The organism is Pseudomonas sp. R4-15 (genome assembly GCF_055768815.1).
Genome location: NZ_CM147293.1, coordinates 3,368,345 through 3,388,217 on the forward strand (window position 1 = coordinate 3,368,345; position 19,873 = coordinate 3,388,217).

17 protein-coding genes and 1 riboswitch are annotated in these 19,873 nt (G+C 65.5%); of the genes, 10 read left to right on the top strand and 7 right to left on the bottom strand.

Features of this window, described 5'->3' with window-relative positions:
- Positions 1 to 6: 6 nt before the first annotated feature.
- Entirely contained in the window at positions 7 to 1,878 is a 1,872-nt protein-coding gene (gene btuB / locus ACYRGX_RS16030) for a TonB-dependent vitamin B12 receptor (protein ID WP_473053451.1), read from the bottom strand.
- 114 nt (positions 1,879 to 1,992) lie between these two features.
- Positions 1,993 to 2,216, bottom strand: a riboswitch (cobalamin riboswitch).
- 169 nt (positions 2,217 to 2,385) lie between these two features.
- Here btuB and ACYRGX_RS16035 point away from each other — a divergent pair.
- The 4 genes from ACYRGX_RS16035 (at position 2,386) to ACYRGX_RS16050 (ending at position 7,419) form a co-directional block, all read left to right on the top strand.
- Entirely contained in the window at positions 2,386 to 3,243 is an 858-nt protein-coding gene (locus ACYRGX_RS16035; RefSeq protein ID WP_473053452.1) for a metallophosphoesterase family protein, read from the top strand.
- Positions 3,244 to 3,355: 112 nt separating this feature from the next.
- Positions 3,356 to 4,720: a chloride channel protein gene (locus ACYRGX_RS16040; protein ID WP_473053453.1), complete on the top strand. Its 1,365-nt coding sequence runs from the start codon at positions 3,356 to 3,358 to the stop codon at positions 4,718 to 4,720.
- Between the two features lie 106 nt (positions 4,721 to 4,826).
- Positions 4,827 to 5,992, top strand: a protein-coding gene (locus tag ACYRGX_RS16045) for an IS3 family transposase (RefSeq protein ID WP_473053454.1) whose coding sequence is annotated in 2 segments (ribosomal slippage) — positions 4,827 to 5,088 and positions 5,088 to 5,992 — 1,167 coding nt in all. Because the reading frame shifts where the segments join, the coding sequence is not laid out codon by codon here.
- Between the two features lie 269 nt (positions 5,993 to 6,261).
- Positions 6,262 to 7,419 (top strand): integrase core domain-containing protein, encoded by a 1,158-nt coding sequence (locus ACYRGX_RS16050; protein ID WP_473053455.1) that lies wholly within the window; start codon positions 6,262 to 6,264, stop codon positions 7,417 to 7,419.
- Between the two features lie 60 nt (positions 7,420 to 7,479).
- Here the strand turns inward: ACYRGX_RS16050 and ACYRGX_RS16055 are convergent, their stop codons facing one another.
- The 4 genes from ACYRGX_RS16055 to ACYRGX_RS16070 form a co-directional block, all read right to left on the bottom strand.
- Positions 7,480 to 8,412: a D-2-hydroxyacid dehydrogenase gene (locus ACYRGX_RS16055; RefSeq protein ID WP_473053456.1), complete on the bottom strand. Its 933-nt coding sequence runs from the start codon at positions 8,410 to 8,412 to the stop codon at positions 7,480 to 7,482.
- A 321-nt stretch (positions 8,413 to 8,733) separates the two neighbouring features.
- Positions 8,734 to 9,027 (bottom strand): YcgL domain-containing protein, encoded by a 294-nt coding sequence (locus ACYRGX_RS16060; RefSeq protein ID WP_473053457.1) that lies wholly within the window; start codon positions 9,025 to 9,027, stop codon positions 8,734 to 8,736.
- Positions 9,024 to 10,154 carry a ribonuclease D gene (rnd, locus tag ACYRGX_RS16065; RefSeq protein WP_473053458.1) on the bottom strand — a complete coding sequence of 377 codons (1,131 nt, stop codon included), beginning with the start codon at positions 10,152 to 10,154 and terminating at the stop codon, positions 9,024 to 9,026. Before rnd ends, ACYRGX_RS16060 begins: the two co-directional genes overlap by 4 nt.
- A gap of 80 nt (positions 10,155 to 10,234) precedes the next feature.
- Entirely contained in the window at positions 10,235 to 11,050 is an 816-nt protein-coding gene (locus ACYRGX_RS16070) for a lysophospholipid acyltransferase family protein (protein WP_473053459.1), read from the bottom strand.
- Between the two features lie 86 nt (positions 11,051 to 11,136).
- Between ACYRGX_RS16070 and ACYRGX_RS16075 the strand changes: the two genes are divergently transcribed.
- Both ACYRGX_RS16075 and ACYRGX_RS16080 read left to right on the top strand, forming a co-directional pair.
- Positions 11,137 to 11,985: a sulfurtransferase gene (locus ACYRGX_RS16075; RefSeq protein ID WP_473053460.1), complete on the top strand. Its 849-nt coding sequence runs from the start codon at positions 11,137 to 11,139 to the stop codon at positions 11,983 to 11,985.
- Positions 11,986 to 12,321: 336 nt separating this feature from the next.
- Entirely contained in the window at positions 12,322 to 13,680 is a 1,359-nt protein-coding gene (locus tag ACYRGX_RS16080; RefSeq protein ID WP_473053461.1) for an outer membrane protein transport protein, read from the top strand.
- A 49-nt stretch (positions 13,681 to 13,729) separates the two neighbouring features.
- Here ACYRGX_RS16080 and ACYRGX_RS16085 read toward each other — a convergent pair whose 3' ends face one another.
- Together ACYRGX_RS16085 and ACYRGX_RS16090 are read right to left on the bottom strand one after the other, a co-directional pair.
- Complete coding sequence (locus ACYRGX_RS16085) at positions 13,730 to 13,852, bottom strand: hypothetical protein (protein ID WP_473053462.1); 123 nt, start codon at positions 13,850 to 13,852, stop codon at positions 13,730 to 13,732.
- Positions 13,852 to 15,045 (bottom strand): MFS transporter, encoded by a 1,194-nt coding sequence (locus tag ACYRGX_RS16090; protein WP_473053463.1) that lies wholly within the window; start codon positions 15,043 to 15,045, stop codon positions 13,852 to 13,854. Before ACYRGX_RS16090 ends, ACYRGX_RS16085 begins: the two co-directional genes overlap by 1 nt.
- A gap of 154 nt (positions 15,046 to 15,199) precedes the next feature.
- Between ACYRGX_RS16090 and ACYRGX_RS16095 the strand changes: the two genes are divergently transcribed.
- The 4 genes from ACYRGX_RS16095 (at position 15,200) to ACYRGX_RS16110 (ending at position 19,659) form a co-directional block, all read left to right on the top strand.
- Positions 15,200 to 15,526, top strand: coding sequence for a four-helix bundle copper-binding protein (locus tag ACYRGX_RS16095; RefSeq protein ID WP_473053464.1), 327 nt, complete (start codon positions 15,200 to 15,202; stop codon positions 15,524 to 15,526).
- Positions 15,527 to 15,634: 108 nt separating this feature from the next.
- Positions 15,635 to 16,978 (top strand): glutamine synthetase family protein, encoded by a 1,344-nt coding sequence (locus ACYRGX_RS16100; protein WP_473053465.1) that lies wholly within the window; start codon positions 15,635 to 15,637, stop codon positions 16,976 to 16,978.
- A gap of 70 nt (positions 16,979 to 17,048) precedes the next feature.
- Entirely contained in the window at positions 17,049 to 18,368 is a 1,320-nt protein-coding gene (locus tag ACYRGX_RS16105) for an MFS transporter (protein WP_473053466.1), read from the top strand.
- A gap of 125 nt (positions 18,369 to 18,493) precedes the next feature.
- A protein-coding gene (locus ACYRGX_RS16110) for an IS3 family transposase (RefSeq protein ID WP_473053467.1) occupies positions 18,494 to 19,659 on the top strand; the annotation gives its coding sequence in 2 pieces (ribosomal slippage) (positions 18,494 to 18,755 and positions 18,755 to 19,659; 1,167 coding nt in all).
- Positions 19,660 to 19,873: the final 214 nt, after the last annotated feature.

Consider the following 19,873-nt stretch of genomic DNA (forward strand, 5'->3'; position numbering starts at 1 on the left):
TCTCCGTCAGAGCGCCTGGTAGCGCAGGGTCAGGTAGAAGGCGCGACCGGGTTGTTCGTAGGTCTGCGCGGTTTCGTAGTCACGGTCGAACAGGTTGGCCAGACGCGCCTGCAGGCGCCACTCGGCATCGATGCGGTACTCGCCGCGCAGGTCCACCAGGGCGTAGCCGGGCATCCGTTCGTCGTCGGCATTGTCGTTGCCGTCGAAGCGCTGGCTGGCGGCGTAGAGGGTCGCGCCCACGCCGAAGGCCTCGCCCAGGTCGCGATCGGCGTCCAGGTTGAAGGTGCGCTTGGCGCGACGTGCCAATTGCTGGCCATGGTTCTCGCTGCTGCGATCCTGCGGGTCCATCAGCGTGGCGCTGGCCGCCAATTGCCAGCCGGCCCATTCGCCGCGGACCCTCGCCTCCAGGCCGCGAATGCGCGCGCGCTCGACGTTTTCCGGCCGCATCGGGCTGCTGCCGGCCCAGACGATCATGTCGTCGATCTGGTTCTCGAAGGCGTTCAGCTCCCACTCGCCCCAGCCGGCCAGCCCGCGCAGGCCCAGCTCGTAGCTGCGCGATTTCTCCGGAGAGAGATCGGGATTGCCGGCGGTAAAGGCGCTTTCGGGGTAGTAGAGGTCGTTGAACGAGGGCGCGCGGAACGCGGTGCCGTAGCTGGCGTTGAGCGTCAGGTCGTCACGCAGCGCGTAGCTCCAGCCGAGGTTGCCGGTGTCGTGCTCACCGAACGCCTGGTTGTCGTCATGGCGCACGCCCAGGGTCAGCCCGTGCCGGCCAAAGCGGCCCTGGTACTGCAGGTAGTAGCCACGGTTGTCACGCGAGTCCTCGGCGTAGTTGTCGCTGGTATCGATGCGATCACGCTGGAAGTCGAAGCCCGCGCTGAGCAACTGGTTCTCCGCCAGGCGGATATCGTTCTGCCAGCCGAAGGTGTCGCGGGAGGTATTGAAGCGCGAGTAGAAGTTGCCGGCGCGGTAGTTGTCGGCGCGATCCTCACTGTGTCCGCTCTGCAGCACCACCGTCCAGGACTGGAATACGGCGAAACGCGCGGAGCCGGAGATCACCTGCTGCTCCCCATCGGCATAGGGCTTGCGGGCGCTGGCGCTGGAGGAGCTGGGGTCGTACTCGCTGTGGGTGCTCGCCTGCAGCCAACTGCCTTCGAGCTGCAGGCCGTTGTCGAAGTGGTAGCCGCCACGCAGCGAGCCTGAGGTTTCCCGGTAGCCATCGGCGTCCGGCTCGTAGCTGCCCGGCGAGGACGCCCGGTAGGCGCGCGCATTGGTGCCGTCGGTTTCCTCGCTGCTCACGCCCAGGTCGAACCAGCCGCCGCCGTGCCGCGCGGAAACACCCGCGCTGCGGGTGTAGCTGGAGCGACTGCCCGCGCCGATCGACAGATAGGGTTTGAATCCCTCGCCGGAGCCCTTGCGGGTGAAGATCTGCAATACGCCGCCGAGCGCCTCGGCGCCGTACAGGCTCGAACGCGGCCCGCGCACCAGTTCGATACGCTCGATGCGCTCCACGGGAATGTCCTGCAGGGCCGCGGTGCCGGTGGTCGCGGAGCCGATCTTGACGCCGTCGACCAGCACCAGCAGTTGCTTGTCGCTGACCCCACGCAGGTACAGCGAGGTGCTGGTACCGCGCCCTCCGTTGCTGGCGAACTGCACGCCGGGCAGGCCGCGCAGCAACTGCGGCAGGCTCTGCGCCTGGCTGCGCTCGATGTCTTCGCGGGTCAGCACGCTGCTGGAGGCGACGTCGACCAGCGCCTGGTCGGTCCGCGTGGCGGTCACCACCTGTTCGGCCAGGGTCAGGGATGCGGCCAGGGCCGCGGGAGAAAAGCAGGATGCACCGACCAGCGCCCAGGCGATCGGCGAGAAACGTACAGGATTCAAGCGAGGTTCTCCGTCGTGCCACCCGCACGACTGTCAGTCATCGTGGGCAGACGGAGAAATGGACGCGAAACGGGACGGGCGCCGACGGCGCACTCCCCGCCGTGCCCGCCGCACTGCCATGAGCTGCGCCAGGCCGGTCTCCGGGCTCGCGAGCGACGGGCAATATCACCCGCCAGGACACGCACCTTCCCGTGCTTGCGCACAGTGGTCATCGCGTATCCGAGGCTCGCCTACCGTTGCGGGGGCAGCGCCGGAATGCTCCCGCGCAGCATGCGCGCGGAGGTCACCGGCTTCCCTGTTTCACCCTCGGGGCAGCGCCGGCACGAAGCTGGCGGATGCCCCGCCGACGTCATGCATCGGGCGGGCACCTGAGGCAGGCGGCAGGTTAGAGCGCGAGGCTTCGCGCGTCAACGACGGCGCTGTCGCGCCGTGGGGAATCTTTTTGCCAGCATGCGTTTCGAAACCTGCAGGACCCCAATTCGACAACGCCGCGGTATCCTCTGGCCTATGACGACCATCGTGCAGATCTCCGACACCCACTTCGGCACCGAACAGCCCGAGGTGGTCGCCGCCCTGGAAGCCCACGTGCGCGAGCGTCCGGCGCAATTGTTGGTGCTTTCGGGCGACATCACCCAACGTGCGCGCAACGGCCAGTTCGCCGCCGCCCGCGGGTTTCTCGACCGCCTGCAGGCCGACGGCATCGAACGTTCCCTGGTGATCCCCGGCAACCACGACATCCCGCTGTACAACCTGCTGGCGCGCTTCCTGCGGCCGTACGGCAACTACCGCCGGCATTTCGGCAAGAACCTCGAGCCGATCTACGAGGACGACTGCCTGCTGGCCATCGGCCTCAACACCACCCATCCCAAGCGCCACAAGGACGGATTGGTGAGCCGCGGCCAGGTGCGCCGGGTACGTCGCCTGCTCGAACGCGGCGACCCACGCAAAGTGCGCATGGTGATCGCGCACCAGCCGTTCGGCTCGATGGTGCCCAGCGATCTGAGCAACCTGCAACGCGGCGCCCTGGCGGCGCTGACCTGCTGGGCGGACGTCGGGCTGGACCTGGTGATGGGCGGGCACATCCATCTGCCCTACGTGTTGCCCCTGCGCAATCAGTACCCCAGCCTGAGCCATGACATCTGGACGGTACAGGCCGGCACCACCCTCTCCTCGCGGGTACGCGGCAGCGCGCCGAACTCCTTCAACCGGCTGTGCATCGAGCCGGGTGAAAACAAGCGCGCACGGGTCGAGCGCTGGGACTTCCAGCAGGGCCGCTTCGTCCTCGGCGCCCGCTTCGAATTGGGCTGGAAGGCAAGCGACGCGATGCTGGGCCTGGCACCCGTCCAGGCCCCTATCCCTTCCTAGGAGGGGTTGCGGAGGAGGAACGTCAACGCCGGCGCAAAGCCTTCGCGCATGCACGAGCGGGCAAAGAGGGTCATAATCGCCCACTTCGCTCTGTAACAATCCATTTCCGCCGATGTCCGAGCAACCCAGTCCATCGCCCCAACCGGCGCCCAGCCCCACGCCCGCCGCGAGCAAGCCTGGCCGCTTTCGCCGCCCACGTTGGCGGGAGTGGCGACAGCGCCTGGCCTTCTGGGTCGGGGCTCTGCTGGTGGGCCTCGCGGCCTTGGCCTTCGCTTGGCTGGCGGACGAATCCTTCGCGCTGTTCAAACGCATGCTCGGCGCCGCCAGTTGGTTGCCATTGCTCATCACCCCCGCGGGCTTCGCCCTGCTGGCCTGGGTCACCCATCGCTGGTTCGGCAACGCCAAGGGCAGCGGCATTCCCCAGGTGATCGCCGCCCTGGAAACGCCCTCGCTGCGCTTCCGTGCCCAGGTACTGGCGCTGCCGGTAGCGGCGATACGCATGCTCTTCACCCTCGGCGCGCTGCTGGTCGGCGGCTCGGTGGGCCGCGAAGGCCCGACGGTGCACGTGGGCGCCGCCATCATCTATGCCTTCGGCCGGCGCCTGGGGCTGCACGACCGCCGCACCATCGCCGGACTGATCCTCGCGGGCGGCGCGGCGGGGATCGCCGCGGCGTTCAATACGCCACTGGCCGGGATCGTCTTCGCCATCGAAGAGCTCAGCCGCACCTTTGAGCAGCGCTTCAGCGGCCTGGTGCTCACCGCGGTGCTGATCGGCGGCGCCGTGACCCTGGGCCTGATGGGCCACTACGCCTATTTCGGCAACATCGGCGGCAGTCTGCCGAGTGGCTGGGGCTGGAGCGAGGTACCGGCCTGCGCCCTGCTCGGCGGCGTGCTCGGCGGGTTCTACGTGAAGCTGGTGCTGCCGACCCAGGAGGGCTGGCTTGGACGCATGTGTCAGCTACGCGGGCGCTTCCCGGTACGCTTCGCCGCCGCCTGCGGCCTGCTGCTGGCGCTGCTCGGGCTGGCCTCGGGCAACCACGTATTCGGCACTGGCTACGAAGAGACCCGTGCGCTGCTGGAGGGCGAGCCGATGACCGATGCGAGCTTCCTGCTCTGGAAGTTCCTGGCCAACGTGGTGTCCTACCTGTCCGGCATCCCCGGCGGGCTGTTCTCGCCTTCGCTGAGCATCGGCGCGGCCTTCGCGCCGTTGCTCTCGCTACTGCCGGACGTGGACCCACGGACCTGCGCCCTACTGGGCATGGGCGCCTACCTCGCTGGCGTGACACGCTCGCCGCTGACCGCCACGGTAATCGTCCTGGAACTCTCCCATAGCCCCGACCTGCTGATTCCGATGCTGGCGGCCAGCGTCATGGCCTCGAGCATCTCTGGATGGATCGCCCCCGTCTCGCTGTATCACGCGTTAGCACGGCAGGTAATCGACAAGGTCGCACCGCGCAAGGATCAGGAGGGGCAGTAGACCTGCCCCCTCTCCCCAACCCCTCTCCCACAAGGGGCGAGGTGTAGTGGTCTACTAACCCCGGACACCTTTTTAGGCGAAGATGATCGCCAGACAGAGGTGTTTGATGAGCAGACCAAGACGTACCTTCACCCCCGAGTTCAAACATGAGGCAGCCTGCCTAGTACTCGATCAGGGCTACAGCTGTGCCGAGGCAGCCCGATCGCTTGATGTGGGTGAAACGGCACTCAGGCGCTGGGTGAGTCAGTTGCAACAGGAGCGTGGCGGTATTACCCCGACAGCCAAGGCTCTCACGGCTGAGCAGCAAACCATTCAGCAGCTCCAGGCGCGGATTAACCGGCTGGAGCTTGAGAAGAAAATCTTAAAGGAGGCTACTGCGCTCTTGATGGCCGAGGAACACGGGCGCAGACGTTGAGTTCGATTCGGCGGCTGACCGCACGTTATCCGGTACATCTGCTGTGCTCGGTGTTTGAACTCCCTCGATCCTGCTATTACGCCCACCAGGCCCGTCGCCGTCACATCGATGTCCGGCAGGTAGGTTTGCGTAGTCGCATCCATGAACTGTTCAGCCAAAGCCGTCGTTCGGCGGGTAGCCGCAGCATCGTGGCCATGTTGAAGGACGAAGGCACGGAAGTGGGCCGTTTCAAGGTTCGAGGCGTGATGAAAGCGCTGGGATTGATCAGCAAGCAGCCCGGTGTTCACGTCTATAATCGCGCCAACGTTGAGCGCCCCGACATTCCCAATCGTCTTGCACGCCAATTCACCGTTGAAGCGCCCAACCGCGTCTGGTGCGGCGATATCACCTACATCTGGACACAGGGACGATGGCATTACCTAGCGGTCGTGATGGATTTGTACAGCCGCCGAGCCGTGGGTTGGGCACTTTCGGAGAAGCCAGACGCCGAACTGGTGATCAAGGCACTCGACAAGGCCTATGCCGTGCGTGGACGGCCAAGTGGCGTGCTGTTTCATAGCGACCAAGGTAGCCAATACGCTAGCCGCAGCTTCCGCCAGCGCCTATGGCGCTATCGCATGACACAGAGCATGAGTCGCCGCGGAAACTGCCACGACAACGCACCGATGGAGCGACTGTTTCGCAGCTTGAAAACCGAGTGGGTACCTGCAACGGGGTACCTGAACCAGGCCATGGCTGAGCAGGATATTGGCCGTTACCTCATGCGCTACAACTGGATCAGACCGCATCAACACAACGGCTTTGTGCCGCCTGCGGTTGCAGAGGAACAACTCAATTCTGTGTCCGGGAATTGTTGACCACTACAAGGGGCTTTTCCGGGGGGGCCGGAAATCCTGCGGAGCGCGAAGGCACCCTCTCCCCAACCCCTCTCCCGCGAGGGGCGAGGGGCTTTTCGGGGGCACCGAGGGCCATGCGTGGCTCCAAAGCTCCCCTCTCCCCTCGCGGGAGAGGGGCTAGGGGTGTCCAAACCGGCAACATGGGTAACAAACGAGACCGGGAGGATGGGTTACACAAGTTACGGTGTGAGCAGGAGGTGCTGCCCATGCCCTGGAAAGAGACTTGTGTAATGGATTTGAAGGTAAAGCTGATTGCCGACTGGCTAAGCGCCCGGTACTCGATTAGTGAGCTCGCCGTGGGCTATGGGCTTAGCCGCAAGACCGTCTACAAATGGATCGAGCGCTATCAGCGGGCGGGAGCCGAGGGTCTGATGGAGCGCTCTAAAGCCCCTCACTGCTGCCCGCATGCGGTAAATCCGCAGGTGGCTGAGCAGATCGTAGCCGTCAAGAAAGAGCATCCCAGCTTTGGTCCCAAGAAGGTGATGGACCTGTTGCGCCGCGAGCGGCCTGGCCACGATTGGCCGGCGGACAGTACCGCCGGTGAGGTGCTCAAGTCTGCTGGGCTGGTCAAACAGCGGCGCTATCGTAGGCCCTATCCAGCGGCGCCCGAGCCCTTCGAGCTAGGCCGCAGCAACAATGCGTTGTGGAGCGCGGACTACAAAGGTCAGTACGTTACGCAGGGCGGGCACTGGTGCTATCCCTTGACGGTGACGGACAACGCCAGCCGTTTCCTGCTTGGCTGCCATGCCGTGCAGGCCCCTGATTACGCGCAGGCCAAGCCAATCTTCGAATGGGTTTTCCATGAGTATGGCTTGCCCGAGGGGCTCTTGACCGACAACGGCTCCCCCTTTGCCAGTCGAGGCGCGGGAGGCCTGACGCGCTTGTCGAAGTGGTGGGTCGAACTAGGCATCCGAGTGCATCGCACCCAGCCGGGCACACCGACGCAAAATGCTCGTCATGAGCGCATGCATGGATCACTCAATCGGGCTATCGGTGATCAGCTGCGTGGAACGTCGGCGCTCGCTCAACAGGCAGCATTAGCCGCATTTCGCAAGGAGTTCAATGAGCACCGTAGCCATGAAGGCTTGGACAGATATACGCCAGCGAGCCTATATCAAGCCTCGCTGCGCCGGTATTCGCCAGTGCAGCGGCCTGTCGAGTACAACGAGGACCAGCAGGTACGCAACGTTCGACAAAACGGTGAGATCAAGTGCAAAGGCCGCCTCGTTTACATCAGCGAGCTGCTAGCCCAGCATCGTGTGGGGTTACGTGAAGTCGATGATGGACGGCTGGAGGTGCGTTATAGCTTTCACCTGCTGGGTTACATCAACCTGCAGACTTCACGATTGGAGCCCGCATCCCAATGGCATGCGAGGGGAAAGGTGTAACCCATGCTGCCGGTTTAATTTGTTACCTATGCTCCGGTTGCACAGGGAGAGGGGGAGCCTCTAGTAGCCGCGGGAGAAATCCACCTCGCCACGCAATCCACTTCCGGCGCGATAGCTGCGCAGGTTTTCCAGGAACAGCGCGAGCATTGCCGCTGGCAAGGTCGGGGCGGCGGTATGCCCGGTGAGCAACAGGTTCGGCGCGCTCCAGAACGGATGTTGCGGCGGCAGCGGTTCCTCGCGGCAGACGTCGATCACCGCCCCCGCGAGCTGTCCGGCACCCAGGGCCGCGACCAGATCCTCGTCGACGACCGCCACGCCGCGCCCGACGTTGATGAACAGGCAGTCCGCACGCAGGCAGGCGAACAACGCGGCATCGTAGAGATCGCGGGTGGCTGGCGTATCCGGCAGCAGGTTGACCAGGTAATCGCAGTCACCGGCCATTTCCGCCAGCCGGTCCAGCGTCGCCATCTGCGTGAAGCCCGGCTGCGGCCGGGCGTGGCTGGCAATGCCATGCACCTCGACGCCAAACGGGGCGAGGAAGGCGGCAACCTGCCGGCCGATCTCGCCGGCACCGACCAGCAGCAGCTTGCGCCCCTGCAGACTGCCCGGCAGCAACGCATCCCAGTGGCGCTCGGCCTGGCTCTGCAGACGCGCCAGCAGGCGCCGCTCGTGGGCCAGCAGGTAGCCCAGCAGGTACTCCGCCATGACCTGGCCGAAGACGCCGACCGCACGGCTCAGGCGGTAGTCTCGCGGCAGGTCGTCGGCGAGCAACGGAGCGATGCCCGCCCAGGTGGACTGCAGCCAGGCGGGACGCAGCCCACGGCGCAAGAGCTGCGCGGCCTGGTCGGGCTGACCGAGCCAGATCGTGCATTCGGCGGCCTCATCCGGCAGTTGCTCAGCACTGAGCGCAGTGCACAGTTGCAACTCCGGTTCCGCCGCGGCCAGGCCCTGGGCGTACCAGGCCTGGTCGTGATCGAGGATTAATACACGCATCGTCAGGCTCCTAGGGTCTGTTGACGTTTCGTTCGCGAGCCGCGGATGGCCGCCCCGCGTTCTCGCCAGAAATGGCCTGCGACTAGGCGCAGGCTGCAGCCAATGACCAGACTGGCCGTGTCATTCCCTTGGCAAAGCCTGCAACGACGGCGCAGGCCATTTCTGGCACAGCCTCGGCGGCCCCACCCGCAGGGCCGGTGCCTATTTTGGCGCGATACGGCGTTGCTCGTCTTGGACTTACCCCGGTAAGCCCTGCGACTCGCGCCTTGCCTCGCGCCGAAATAGGCACCGGCGCGGCCGTGAACGAAACGTCAACAGACCCTAGATCGGATCGTTCATGCGCAGCAGTTCTTCGGGCAGGTGCTCGATGTAGTCGTCCTCGGCGGGCGGCATCTGCAGGTGGTAGCCCTGTTTCTCCAGGTTCTCCAGCACCTTGGCGATGTCCTCGCGAGCCAGCTTCTTCTCCGGGGTGAGCACCAGGTCGAAGGCATGCTGGGGTGGGCCGAAGGCCGCCAGCAGGCCTTCGGGAACCCGCGCCAGGGCCTCCTTGCGCTCGACGTAGAGGTACATCTCGCGTTTGCGTGGGCTCTTGTAGATCGAACACAGCACTTTCATTGGGAGGCTCCCGGCGTGAGCACTGCGAGCAGCGCTGCGCCCATCAGTTCGCGACGCCAGCCGCGCAGGGATTCGGGCAGTTGGTAGGGGCCATCGGGCCAGCCGCTGCGCAGCAAGGCCTCGAGCGACTTCTTGCGCAACATCAGTTCGGGAACGATGCCCAGGCGCTGAGCCTCGGCCTGGCCGACCGCGCGCAGCTTCTTGAGGGTTTTCGAGGACTCCAGCGGCAGTGGCTCCGGCAGGCGCTGCGGCCACTCGTCAGGCGGACATTCGGCGCCCCGGCGAATCAGCGCGAGCAAGGTTTCGCCGTCCTGCCGCAGGCAGCGCGGGTGCATGTCCTCGATGCGCCCGAGCGCCGCGAGATCACCTGGTTGCTGACGGGCCATGGGCCATAGCGAGGTTTCCTTGAGTACCCGGTTGCGTGGCAGGTCGCGCAGGCGCGCCTGTTCTTCGCGCCAGGCGGCCAGCTCGCGCAGCACTGCCAGTTGCTGGGGCTCCAGGCGCCAGGCTTGCTTGACCTCGCGATAGGCCTCGCGCGGGTCGCTGTGGCGGCGCTGGTTGTCGGTCATTTCAGCGCCGTCCTCCAGCAGCCAGCGGTGCTTGTCGGCGTCCAGGCGCGGCAGCAGCGCCTGGTACAGCTCGGCCAGGTGCAGGGTGTCGGCGGCGGCGTAGCGCACCTGGATATCGCTCAGCGGGCGCTGCAACCAATCGCTGCGGGTGGCGTCCTTGGGTAGTTCGAGGCCGAGCACCGCCTGCGCCAGGCGCGAATAGCCCATGGAGAAACCCAGGCCGAGGTAACCGGCGGCGATCTGGGTATCGAACAGTGGGGCCGGCAGCGTGCCACACAGCCGCGCCAGGACTTCCAGGTCTTCGCTGCAGGCATGCAGGACCTTGGTGACGGCGCGGTCGTCGAGCAGCGCGGCGAACGGCGACCAGTCGCCAATACGCAGTGGATCGATCAACCAGACCTGATCGCCATCGCTGACCTGCACCAGGCCGGCCAGCGGGTAGAAGGTGTCGACGCGCATGAACTCGGTGTCCAGCGCCAGAAAAGGCAGGCGGCGCCAGTGGCTGCACTGCTCGGCGAGGACGGCGTCCTCGAGGATCCAGAGGGTCTCGTTTGCCACGCGAGGGGGCTTCCTGCGGGTTGCTTGATCGAACGCGCAGTATATCGGGCGTAGCCTGGCTCCGCGAACCGCAAGACCGGCTAGGCCGGTTCGCCCTGCTCCGCCTGCGGCTGGACATCGCTCGCGGGAGGGGCAGCCTCGACGCCGTGGGCCTGGTCGAGCAGCCCCTGCAGGCGCTCGCGACTGGCTTCCATCAGTTGCGCCAAGCCGGCGCTGCCAAAGTCGGCGGCCTCCAATGGCTCGCCGATCAGGACCTTCACCGGCTGTCCGAGGTTCAGGTGCAGGCTGCCCGCCGGGAGTACCTCATGGATGCCGACGATGGCCAAGGGGACGATCACCGCGTCGGTCTGCACGGCAAGCTGAAAGCAGCCCTTCTTGAACGGCAACAGCTGGCCATCCTTCGAGCGGGTGCCCTGGGGCGCCGCCCATAGGACGATACCGCTCTCCATCAGTTGCCGCGCGTGGGCCAGGTCGCGGACCATCGAGCGCCGCGCACGACGATCGATCGCGGGAAACTCGGCCGCACGCATGGCGGCGCCGAACAGCGGGATCTGGAACAGCTCGCGCTTGGCCAGCATGCGGATCGAGCCGGGCAGCGTGGCGAAGGTGACCGGGATGTCGTAGTGGCTGCAATGGGTGCTGAGAATGATGTAACGGCGGCCGTCGTTGAAATCCGGCACCTGGCCGGTCACTTCGGGGGTCACCCTGACCAACCGCAGCAGCGCGCCCGCCCAGCGCCGCGCCCAGCGGTCGATGCGCTCGCGCGACAGGCGGCCACAGGCGGCACGCGCCAAGGTCGCAACGCTGTAGCCTGCGGTCAGTCCGAGGGTGGCGATGATCACACCAGTACGCCGCAGCGGCCCCGCTTCCCTGTGGCTCGTGTGTTCTGCTTTCATCCGTTCTCCCATGCAACCTGGCACGTGGCGAATCCCGCCGCTGTGCTTATGATGTCAGCTCTGCCCGCCCGGATACAGGAAGCGCCATGTCCCATGCCCAGTTGATCGATGCCGTCGACCTTCAGGCCCGCCTCGGCGAGCCCGGCCTGGTGGTCCTCGATTGCCGATTCGCCCTCGAGGACCCCGCCCAAGGCGCCCGCGACTATGCCGAGGGCCACCTGCCAGGCGCCCAGTATGCCGATCTGGAGCGCGATCTGTCCGCTCCCGTGATCGCCGGGCAGACCGGCAGACACCCACTGCCCGATGCAGAGGCCTTGGTAGAGCGCCTGCGTGCCTGGGGCGTGGACGACGACAGCCGCATCGTGCTCTACGACGACGGCCCCGGTGCCTTCGCCGCACGCGGCTGGTGGCTGCTCGCCTGGCTCGGCAAGCGCCAGGGCGTGTATCTGCTCGACGGGGGCCTCAAGGCCTGGCGCGAAGCCGGTTTGCCGTTGACCCGCGAGCTGCCCACGCCCCGCCGCGGCCACTTCGCCGGCACGCCGGACCCCGCACTGCTGCTCGCAGCCGACGACCTGCGCCTGGATGACCCTCGCCAGACGCTGCTCGACGCCCGCGCCCTGCCGCGCTTTCGCGGCGAGGTGGAACCCATCGACCCGGTGGCCGGACACATCCCCGGCGCCCGCTGTGCGCCCTTCAGCGACAACCTCGACGCCAACGACCACTTCCTCGATGCCGAATGCCTGCGCACGCGCTTTTCGGCCTTGCTCGAAGACCGACCGTTCGCCGGCGTGGTCGCCTATTGCGGCTCGGGCGTCACCGCCTGCCACAATCTGTTCGCCATGAGCCTGGCCGGATATCCGCTGGCAGCGCTCTACGCCGGCTCCTGGAGCGAATGGATCACCGACCCGCAGCGCCCGGTGGCGAGTGGCGACTAACACGCCCTCCAAGTCACGGTATCCGCAGGCTGGACGACGCTTTTTCCGTCTTTCGAGCACCTGCGGACCGGCCCCGCGCCGCTGGTGGATCAACAGCGCGGCTCGCTGACCGGGGAGTCTGTGCATGACTCAAAAAGCCGTGTGCGCGCCACGAATTTCGCGCCATCCCACAGCACATCGGGACGCCGGCCATCGGGTGCAACAGGCGCGCCAATCGGCCCCGACGAACGCCGTTCTTTTTTGCTACGCGAACCTGCACAAGCCTGATTCGAACATGGCATCATCGGGCTCGCTCGCCGTCTATTTCGGGCGCTGCGCACTGACTGATCAGTCAGCATGCCGAATAAAAGCCAAAGGAGTTTCACCGTGACAAAAACAACCACAAGATCCGCGTTGGCCCTCGCAATCGCCCTGGCATCCGGGCAGGTATTTGCCAATGGTCTGTCCATCAACGAGCAAAGCGCCAGCAGCGCGGGCACCGCCTATGCAGGCCGCTCCTCCTCCGCCCACGATGCCAGCACCGTGTTCGGCAACCCCGCCGGCATGTCCAAGCTTGACCGCACCGAAGTCGTCGGCGGTCTGGCAGTGATCCACGCCAAGACCGACATCAGCGACGTACAGACCACCGCCGCCGGCACCAGCGACGGCGACATGGTGCCCAACGCCGCCGTGCCCTTCGGCTACGTCGTCACCCCGCTGAACGACAAGTGGCACTTCGGCCTCGGCGTCTACGTGCCCTTCGGCGTGATCAGCGACTACGAGGACAGCTTCCAGGGTGCTTCCCACGGTCTCTACAGCAAGGTGCAAGTGATCACCGTGCAGCCGACGCTGAGCTACAAGTTCAACGACCGCGTGTCGATCGGCTTCGGTCCGACCATCAACCGCATCGACGGCAAGCTGACCAACACACTGACGACGGGCGGTCTTCCGCCGATCATCGGCGGCACCGGCAGTGATGCGGAAGTGAACATCAAGGGCGACGACATCGCCTATGGCTACAACGTGGGCATTCTCGTTGATGCCACCGACCGTACCCGTGTTGGCGTGACCTACCACTCCAAGGTCGATTACAAGCTCGATGGGCGCACCCGCATCACCGGCCTGCCGAACCTGGGCGCTCCCATCGGCCTGCCGCTTGGGGCGCTGGCCAATGGCACCTACGATGCCAGCCTCGATATCACCATGCCCGAGTCGGTAGATATTTCCCTCACCCACGAACTGAACGACCAGTGGACGCTGTACGCGGGCACGACCTGGACGCGCTGGAGCCGTCTGAAAGAGCTGAACGTGGTCAACGAGGGCGTAAACCCTGCGGTAGGCCCGTACTTCGGGACCGTCAGTGAAGAGTTGAACTGGGAAGACACTTGGGCCTTCTCCGTAGGCGCGTCCTACCAAATGAACCGTCAATGGGTGCTGCGCACCGGTCTGGCGATCGACCCGTCGCCGACCAGCAACGCTGATCGCAACGTGCGCATCCCGGTGGGTAACCGCAAAATCTTCACCCTGGGTGCCGGCTGGTCGCCGAACGCGGACCTTACCGTCGACCTGGCCTACGCCTACCTCTGGGAAAACAAAGCCGGTGTGAACACCAGCGGTACCGATCTGGCGCCTGGCCTGACCGTACAGCCGGCCTACAGCGCCACCTACGAGAACAGCGCCCACGGCCTGGTCGCTGGTGTCACCTACCGCTTCTAAGTCCGCTCCACGCGCTGGCCAGCCCGCCAGGCCAGCGCGCTTCCCCTCCTCAGCAAAGCGGGGCGCCCAATTGCAGGATCGCCAGCCCGCCCTGCTGCCAGCCCCACCAGACCAACGCCAGCAACGCCGCGAACAGCACCGCCAGTGCCAGATGGCGCAGCGCCCGGCCCATCACGCCAGCCCTGGCGAACGCACGACCGGACGCTCACGCACCGGCCAGTTGAGTGCGGCCGCGACCACGGAGAGCGCCACGGCGATCTGCCAGACCAGGTCATAGCTGCCGGTACGGTCGTACAGGTAGCCACCGAGCCAACCGCCAAGGAACGAGCCAAGTTGGTGAAACAGGAACACCACCCCGCCGAGCATCGACAGGTTGCGCACGCCGAACAGCGTCGCCACGGTGCCGTTGGTCAAGGGCACCGTGGACAACCACAGCAGCCCCATGGCGATCCCGAAGGCGTAGGCGCTGGCCGGCGTCAGCGGTACCGCCAGGAAGATCACGATGACCACGCCGCGCATCAGGTAGAGCGCGCACAACAGGCGCGGCTTGGCATGCCGACCGCCGAGCCAGCCGGCGATGTAGGTACCGAAGATGTTGAACAGCCCTACCAGCGCCAGCACCGTGGTGCCGACCTGGGCGGAAAGATGCTGGTCGACTAGGTAGGCCGGCAGGTGCACGCCGATGAACACCACCTGGAAGCCGCAGACGAAGAAACCCAGCGCCAACAGCCAGAAGCCCGGTTCACGCGCCGCTTCCGCCAGCGCCTGCAATAGAGTCTGTTGCGGTCCATGCTGCACCGGCGGCGCATCGCGCAGCAGGCCGGCCAGCGGCAGCATCAACGCGGACACCAGGCCCAGCGCCAGCAGCGCACCGGACCAGCCCAGGCCGCCGATCAGCCCCAATGTGCCGGGTAGCATGGCGAACTGGCCAAAGGAGCCAGCCGCCGCCGCCAAGCCCATCGCCATGCTGCGCTTCTCCGGCGGCACCGCGCGCCCAACCACGCCGAGCAGTACCGAGAAGGAGGTGCCGGACAGGCCGATGCCAATCAGCACCCCGGCGCTGAGCGACAACGACAGCGGCGAGTTGGCCTGGCTCATCAGCAGCAGCCCCGCCGCGTACAGCAGGCCGCCACCAAAGACCACGCGCCGCGCGCCCAGGCGATCGGCCAGGGCGCCGGCAAAGGGCTGGCTCAGCCCCCACAGCAGGTTCTGCAGGGCCAGGGCGAAGGCAAACACCTCGCGCCCCCAGCCGAAGTCCGCGCTCATCAGCGGCAGGAACAGGCCGAAGCCATGCCGGACGCCCAGCGACAACGCCAGGATCAGGGCACTACAGACCAGGATGGATACGACAGGGCGTTGGGACACGGGCACTCCTGCGGGCGATTGCCCTCGGATTCTTGTTCGGATGCTCTGTTTAGCCGTCGCCACGCACGCCGTCAATCGCAGCGCTGTGCAAGATGGCGAACGCCTGCTTGGCCGGGATGGTCCATCGCAGCAACCGGCTCGGAGAACCCGCCCGATGAACGACGCCACCCTTCTTTCCTGTATCCAGGCCTGTAGTGCCTGTGCCATGGCTTGCGAACGCTGCGCCAGCGCCTGTCTGGCCGAGAATGCCACGATGATGCGCGACTGCATCCGCCTGGACCGCGACTGCGCGGACCTCTGCCGCCTCACGGAAACCCTGCTGGTACGCGGCAGCGAATGGGCTGCGCGGCTCTGCGCACTCTGCGCCGATGCCTGTCGCGCCTGCGCCGAGAAATGCGCACGCCACGAGTCCAGCCATTGCAAACAGTGCGCCCAGGCCTGCCATCGATGCGCCGAGGCGTGCGAGGTACTGGCGGCCTAGGAGTCGTCGCCGTCTCGTTGGTGAGCGGCGCTTGAAATTTCGAACGCCCGCTGCGTATGTTGTGCGCTCCCGCCGCGCCCGCGGCAGCCTGCCTCAAGGATGCACAAGATGACCAGCCCAGGCCTGACCACGCTCGCCGAGCGCTTGGCCGGTGTCGACGAAGTGGAATGCGTGACGCCCGACCTCAACGGCGTGCCACGCGGCAAGGTAATGACCGGCTCGGGCTTTCTCGAAGGCAGGCGCCTGCAACTGGCGCGTGGCGTGCTGTTGCAGTGCGTGATGGGCGGTTATCCACCCGCGGAGTACTACGGCAGCGACGACGGCGACCTGCTGCTGCGTCCCGACCCACAGCAGATCCACCGCCTGCCCTGGAGCGACACGCCACGTGCGCTGGCGATCTGCGACTGCGAAGAGCTCGACGGCGGCGCCAGCGGCCTGTCCACCCGCGCGCTGCTGCGGCGTGTGCTCGACGCCTACCGCCAGCGCGGCCTGAGCCCGGTAGTGGCGACCGAGATGGAATTCTTCGTCTTCGCCCACAACCCCGACGCCAACCGCCCCTTCGAGCCGCCACGCGGCCTGGACGGCGGCGTCGAACAGGGTTGCTCGGCCTTCAGCATCGGCTCGCAGAGCGGGCTGCGGCCGTTCTTCAGCGAGGTCTATCGCTGCATGGAAGCGCTGGGCATGCCCCGCGATACCTTCATGCACGAGATGGGCACCAGCCAGTTCGAGATCAATCTGCTGCACGGCGATGCCCTGCTGGCGGCCGACCAGACCTTCCTGTTCAAGCACCTGCTGCGGGAGGTCGGGCTCAAGCACGGCCTTTCCGTGGTGTTCATGGCCAAGCCGCTGGCACGGGTGCCTGGCAGTTCGATGCACATTCACCACAGCGTGGTGCGCGCGGACAATGGCGACAACGTCTTCAGCGATGCCAGCGGCGAGCCTACCGCGGCCTTCCATGACTTCATCGGCGGCCTGCAGGCGTGCCTGGCGGACTTCACCCTGCTGTTCGCGCCCCATGTGAATTCCTTCCAGCGCCTGTGCAATCCCTTCGCTTCGCCGAACAATGCCTGCTGGAGCCACGACAACCGTGCCGCCGGCCTGCGCATACCTGCCAGTTCGCCGGCGGCGCGGCGCGTCGAGAACCGCCTGCCCGGTGCGGACTGCAACCCGTACCTGGCGATCGCTGCGAGCCTCGCCGCAGGACTCTACGGCATGGACCAGCAGATCCCCGCCAGCGAACCGCTGCAGGGCGAGCTGCAGGTGCCCGCGGCCCAGGCGCTGCCGGCGAGCATGGTCGATGCGCTGGAGCGCCTGGCACGCTCGACGATCGCCCGGGAACTGTTCGGCAACGAGTTCATCGAAGGCTACGCGGCGAGCAAGCGCATGGAGCTGGCAAGCTTTCACGACGAGATCACCCCCTGGGAACGCCGCATTCTCGGCAACCAGGTGTGACGCTTCACGCGGCGGGGCCGTCTCTGCGTCCCCGTCATCGTTTTTCTATCCCCTGGAGCCTGGTGCCGTCATGGGCCGTATCTGGAAATCATTCCGCGCGTTGTACTTCGCCACCCTGCTGATGTTGCTCGGCTCCGGCCTGTTGAGCACCTATCTGGCCCTGCGTCTGTCCGAATCGGTCGATGGCCTGTGGGTCGGCGCATTGATGGCCGCCAACTATTTCGGCCTGGTGCTCGGCGGCAAGATCGGCCACCGACTGATCGCCCGCGTCGGCCATATCCGCGCCTACGTCGCCTGTGCCGGCGTGGTCACCGCGGCGGTGCTCGGTCACGGCATCATTCCCTGGCTGCCGGCCTGGCTGGTCCTGCGCATGCTGGTCGGCCTGAGCATGATGTGCCAGTACATGGTGATCGAGAGCTGGCTCAACGAGCAGGCGGACGCCAGCCAGCGCGGCAAGGTGTTCTCGATGTACATGGGGGTGTCCTACCTGGGCCTGGTGCTCGGCCAGTTGGTGCTGGTCGTGTATCCCTCGCTCGGCCCGGAACTGCTGATGCTGGTGGCGCTGTGCTTCGCCCTGTGCCTGGTGCCGGTGGCGCTGACGCACAAGATCCACCCCGCGCCGCTGCATCCGGCGCCCCTGGAGCCGCGCTTCTTCCTCAAGCGCGTGCCACAGTCGCTCACCACCACCCTGGTAGCCGGTCTGGTGATCGGCTCCTTCTACGGCCTGGCGCCGCTGTATGCCACGCGCCTGGGGCTGGACACCCACGGCGTTGGCCTGTTCATGGCGACCTGTATCTGCGCCGGCCTCGCCGTGCAGTGGCCGTTGGGCTGGCTTTCGGATCACTACAACCGTGCGCAACTGATCCGCATCGTCGCCCTGGCGCTAAGCCTGGCTGCGCTGCCGCTGGCGCTGACTCCGCAACTTCCACTGCACTTGCTGCTGCCCATCGCCTTCGTCGTCAGCCTGCTGCAGTTCAGCCTCTATCCCCTGGCGGTGGCGTTCTCCAACGACCACGTGGAGCCCGAGCGGCGGGTTTCGTTGACCGCCATGCTGCTGGTGACCTTCGGCATCGGCGCCTGCCTCGGACCGCTGACCGCCGGCCTGCTGATGAAATGGCTGGGCGGCAACATGCTCTACGCGTTTTTCAGCTTCTGCACCCTGCTGCTGGTGTGGCAGGTCCGCCCGGAGAAGGTGACCAACCTGCACAAAGTCGACGAGGCGCCCGTGCAGCACGTACCGACTCCCGACGGCACCACCGGCTCACCGCTGACCGCGGCACTCGACCCACGTGTCGACGAACAGGTCGTCGAGGATCAGATGAAGAACAACGACCCCGAGCCGCCGGCCGACACGCCGGAGCCGAGCCCGGAGGAAGAGCCCAAGACGTAAACGGGGGAAGTGTGTCCTAGGGCGTTGCGAGGGCGGCAGCCTGCGGGCTCACCCTCTCTGTTGTAGTGGTCTACTAACCCCGGACACCTTTTTAGGCGAAGATGATCGCCAGACAGAGGTGTTTGATGAGCAGACCAAGACGTACCTTCACCCCCGAGTTCAAACATGAGGCAGCCTGCCTAGTACTCGATCAGGGCTACAGCTGTGCCGAGGCAGCCCGATCGCTTGATGTGGGCGAAACGGCACTCAGGCGCTGGGTGAGTCAGTTGCAACAGGAGCGTGGCGGTATTACCCCGACAGCCAAGGCTCTCACGGCTGAGCAGCAAACCATTCAGCAGCTCCAGGCGCGGATTAACCGGCTGGAGCTTGAGAAGAAAATCTTAAAGGAGGCTACTGCGCTCTTGATGGCCGAGGAACACGGGCGCAGACGTTGAGTTCGATTCGGCGGCTGGCCGCACGCTATCCGGTACATCTGCTGTGCTCGGTGTTTGAGCTCCCTCGATCCTGCTATTACGCCCACCAGGCCCGTCGCCGTCACATCGATGTCCGGCAGGTAGGTTTGCGTAGTCGCATCCATGAACTGTTCAGCCAAAGCCGTCGTTCGGCGGGTAGCCGCAGCATCGTGGCCATGTTGAAGGACGAAGGCACGGAAGTGGGCCGTTTCAAGGTTCGAGGCGTGATGAAAGCGCTGGGATTGATCAGCAAGCAGCCCGGTGTTCACGTCTATAATCGCGCCAACGTTGAGCGCCCCGACATTCCCAATCGTCTTGCACGCCAATTCACCGTTGAAGCGCCCAACCGCGTCTGGTGCGGCGATATCACCTACATCTGGACACAGGGACGATGGCATTACCTAGCGGTCGTGATGGATTTGTACAGCCGCCGAGCCGTGGGTTGGGCACTTTCGGAGAAGCCAGACGCCGAACTGGTGATCAAGGCACTCGACAAGGCCTATGCCGTGCGTGGACGGCCAAGTGGCGTGCTGTTTCATAGCGACCAAGGTAGCCAATACGCTAGCCGCAGCTTCCGCCAGCGCCTATGGCGCTATCGCATGACACAGAGCATGAGTCGCCGCGGAAACTGCCACGACAACGCACCGATGGAGCGACTGTTTCGCAGCTTGAAAACCGAGTGGGTACCTGCAACGGGGTACCTGAACCAGGCCATGGCTGAGCAGGATATTGGCCGTTACCTCACGCGCTACAACTGGATCAGACCGCATCAACACAACGGCTTTGTGCCGCCTGCGGTTGCAGAGGAACAACTCAATTCTGTGTCCGGGAATTGTTGACCACTACACTGTGCAACCGGAGCATAGGTAACAAATTAAACCGGCAGCATGGGTTACACCTTTCCCCTCGCATGCCATTGGGATGCGGGCTCCAATCGTGAAGTCTGCAGGTTGATGTAACCCAGCAGGTGAAAGCTATAACGCACCTCCAGGCGTCCATCATCGACTTCACGTAACCCCACACGATGCTGGGCTAGCAGCTCGCTGATGTAAA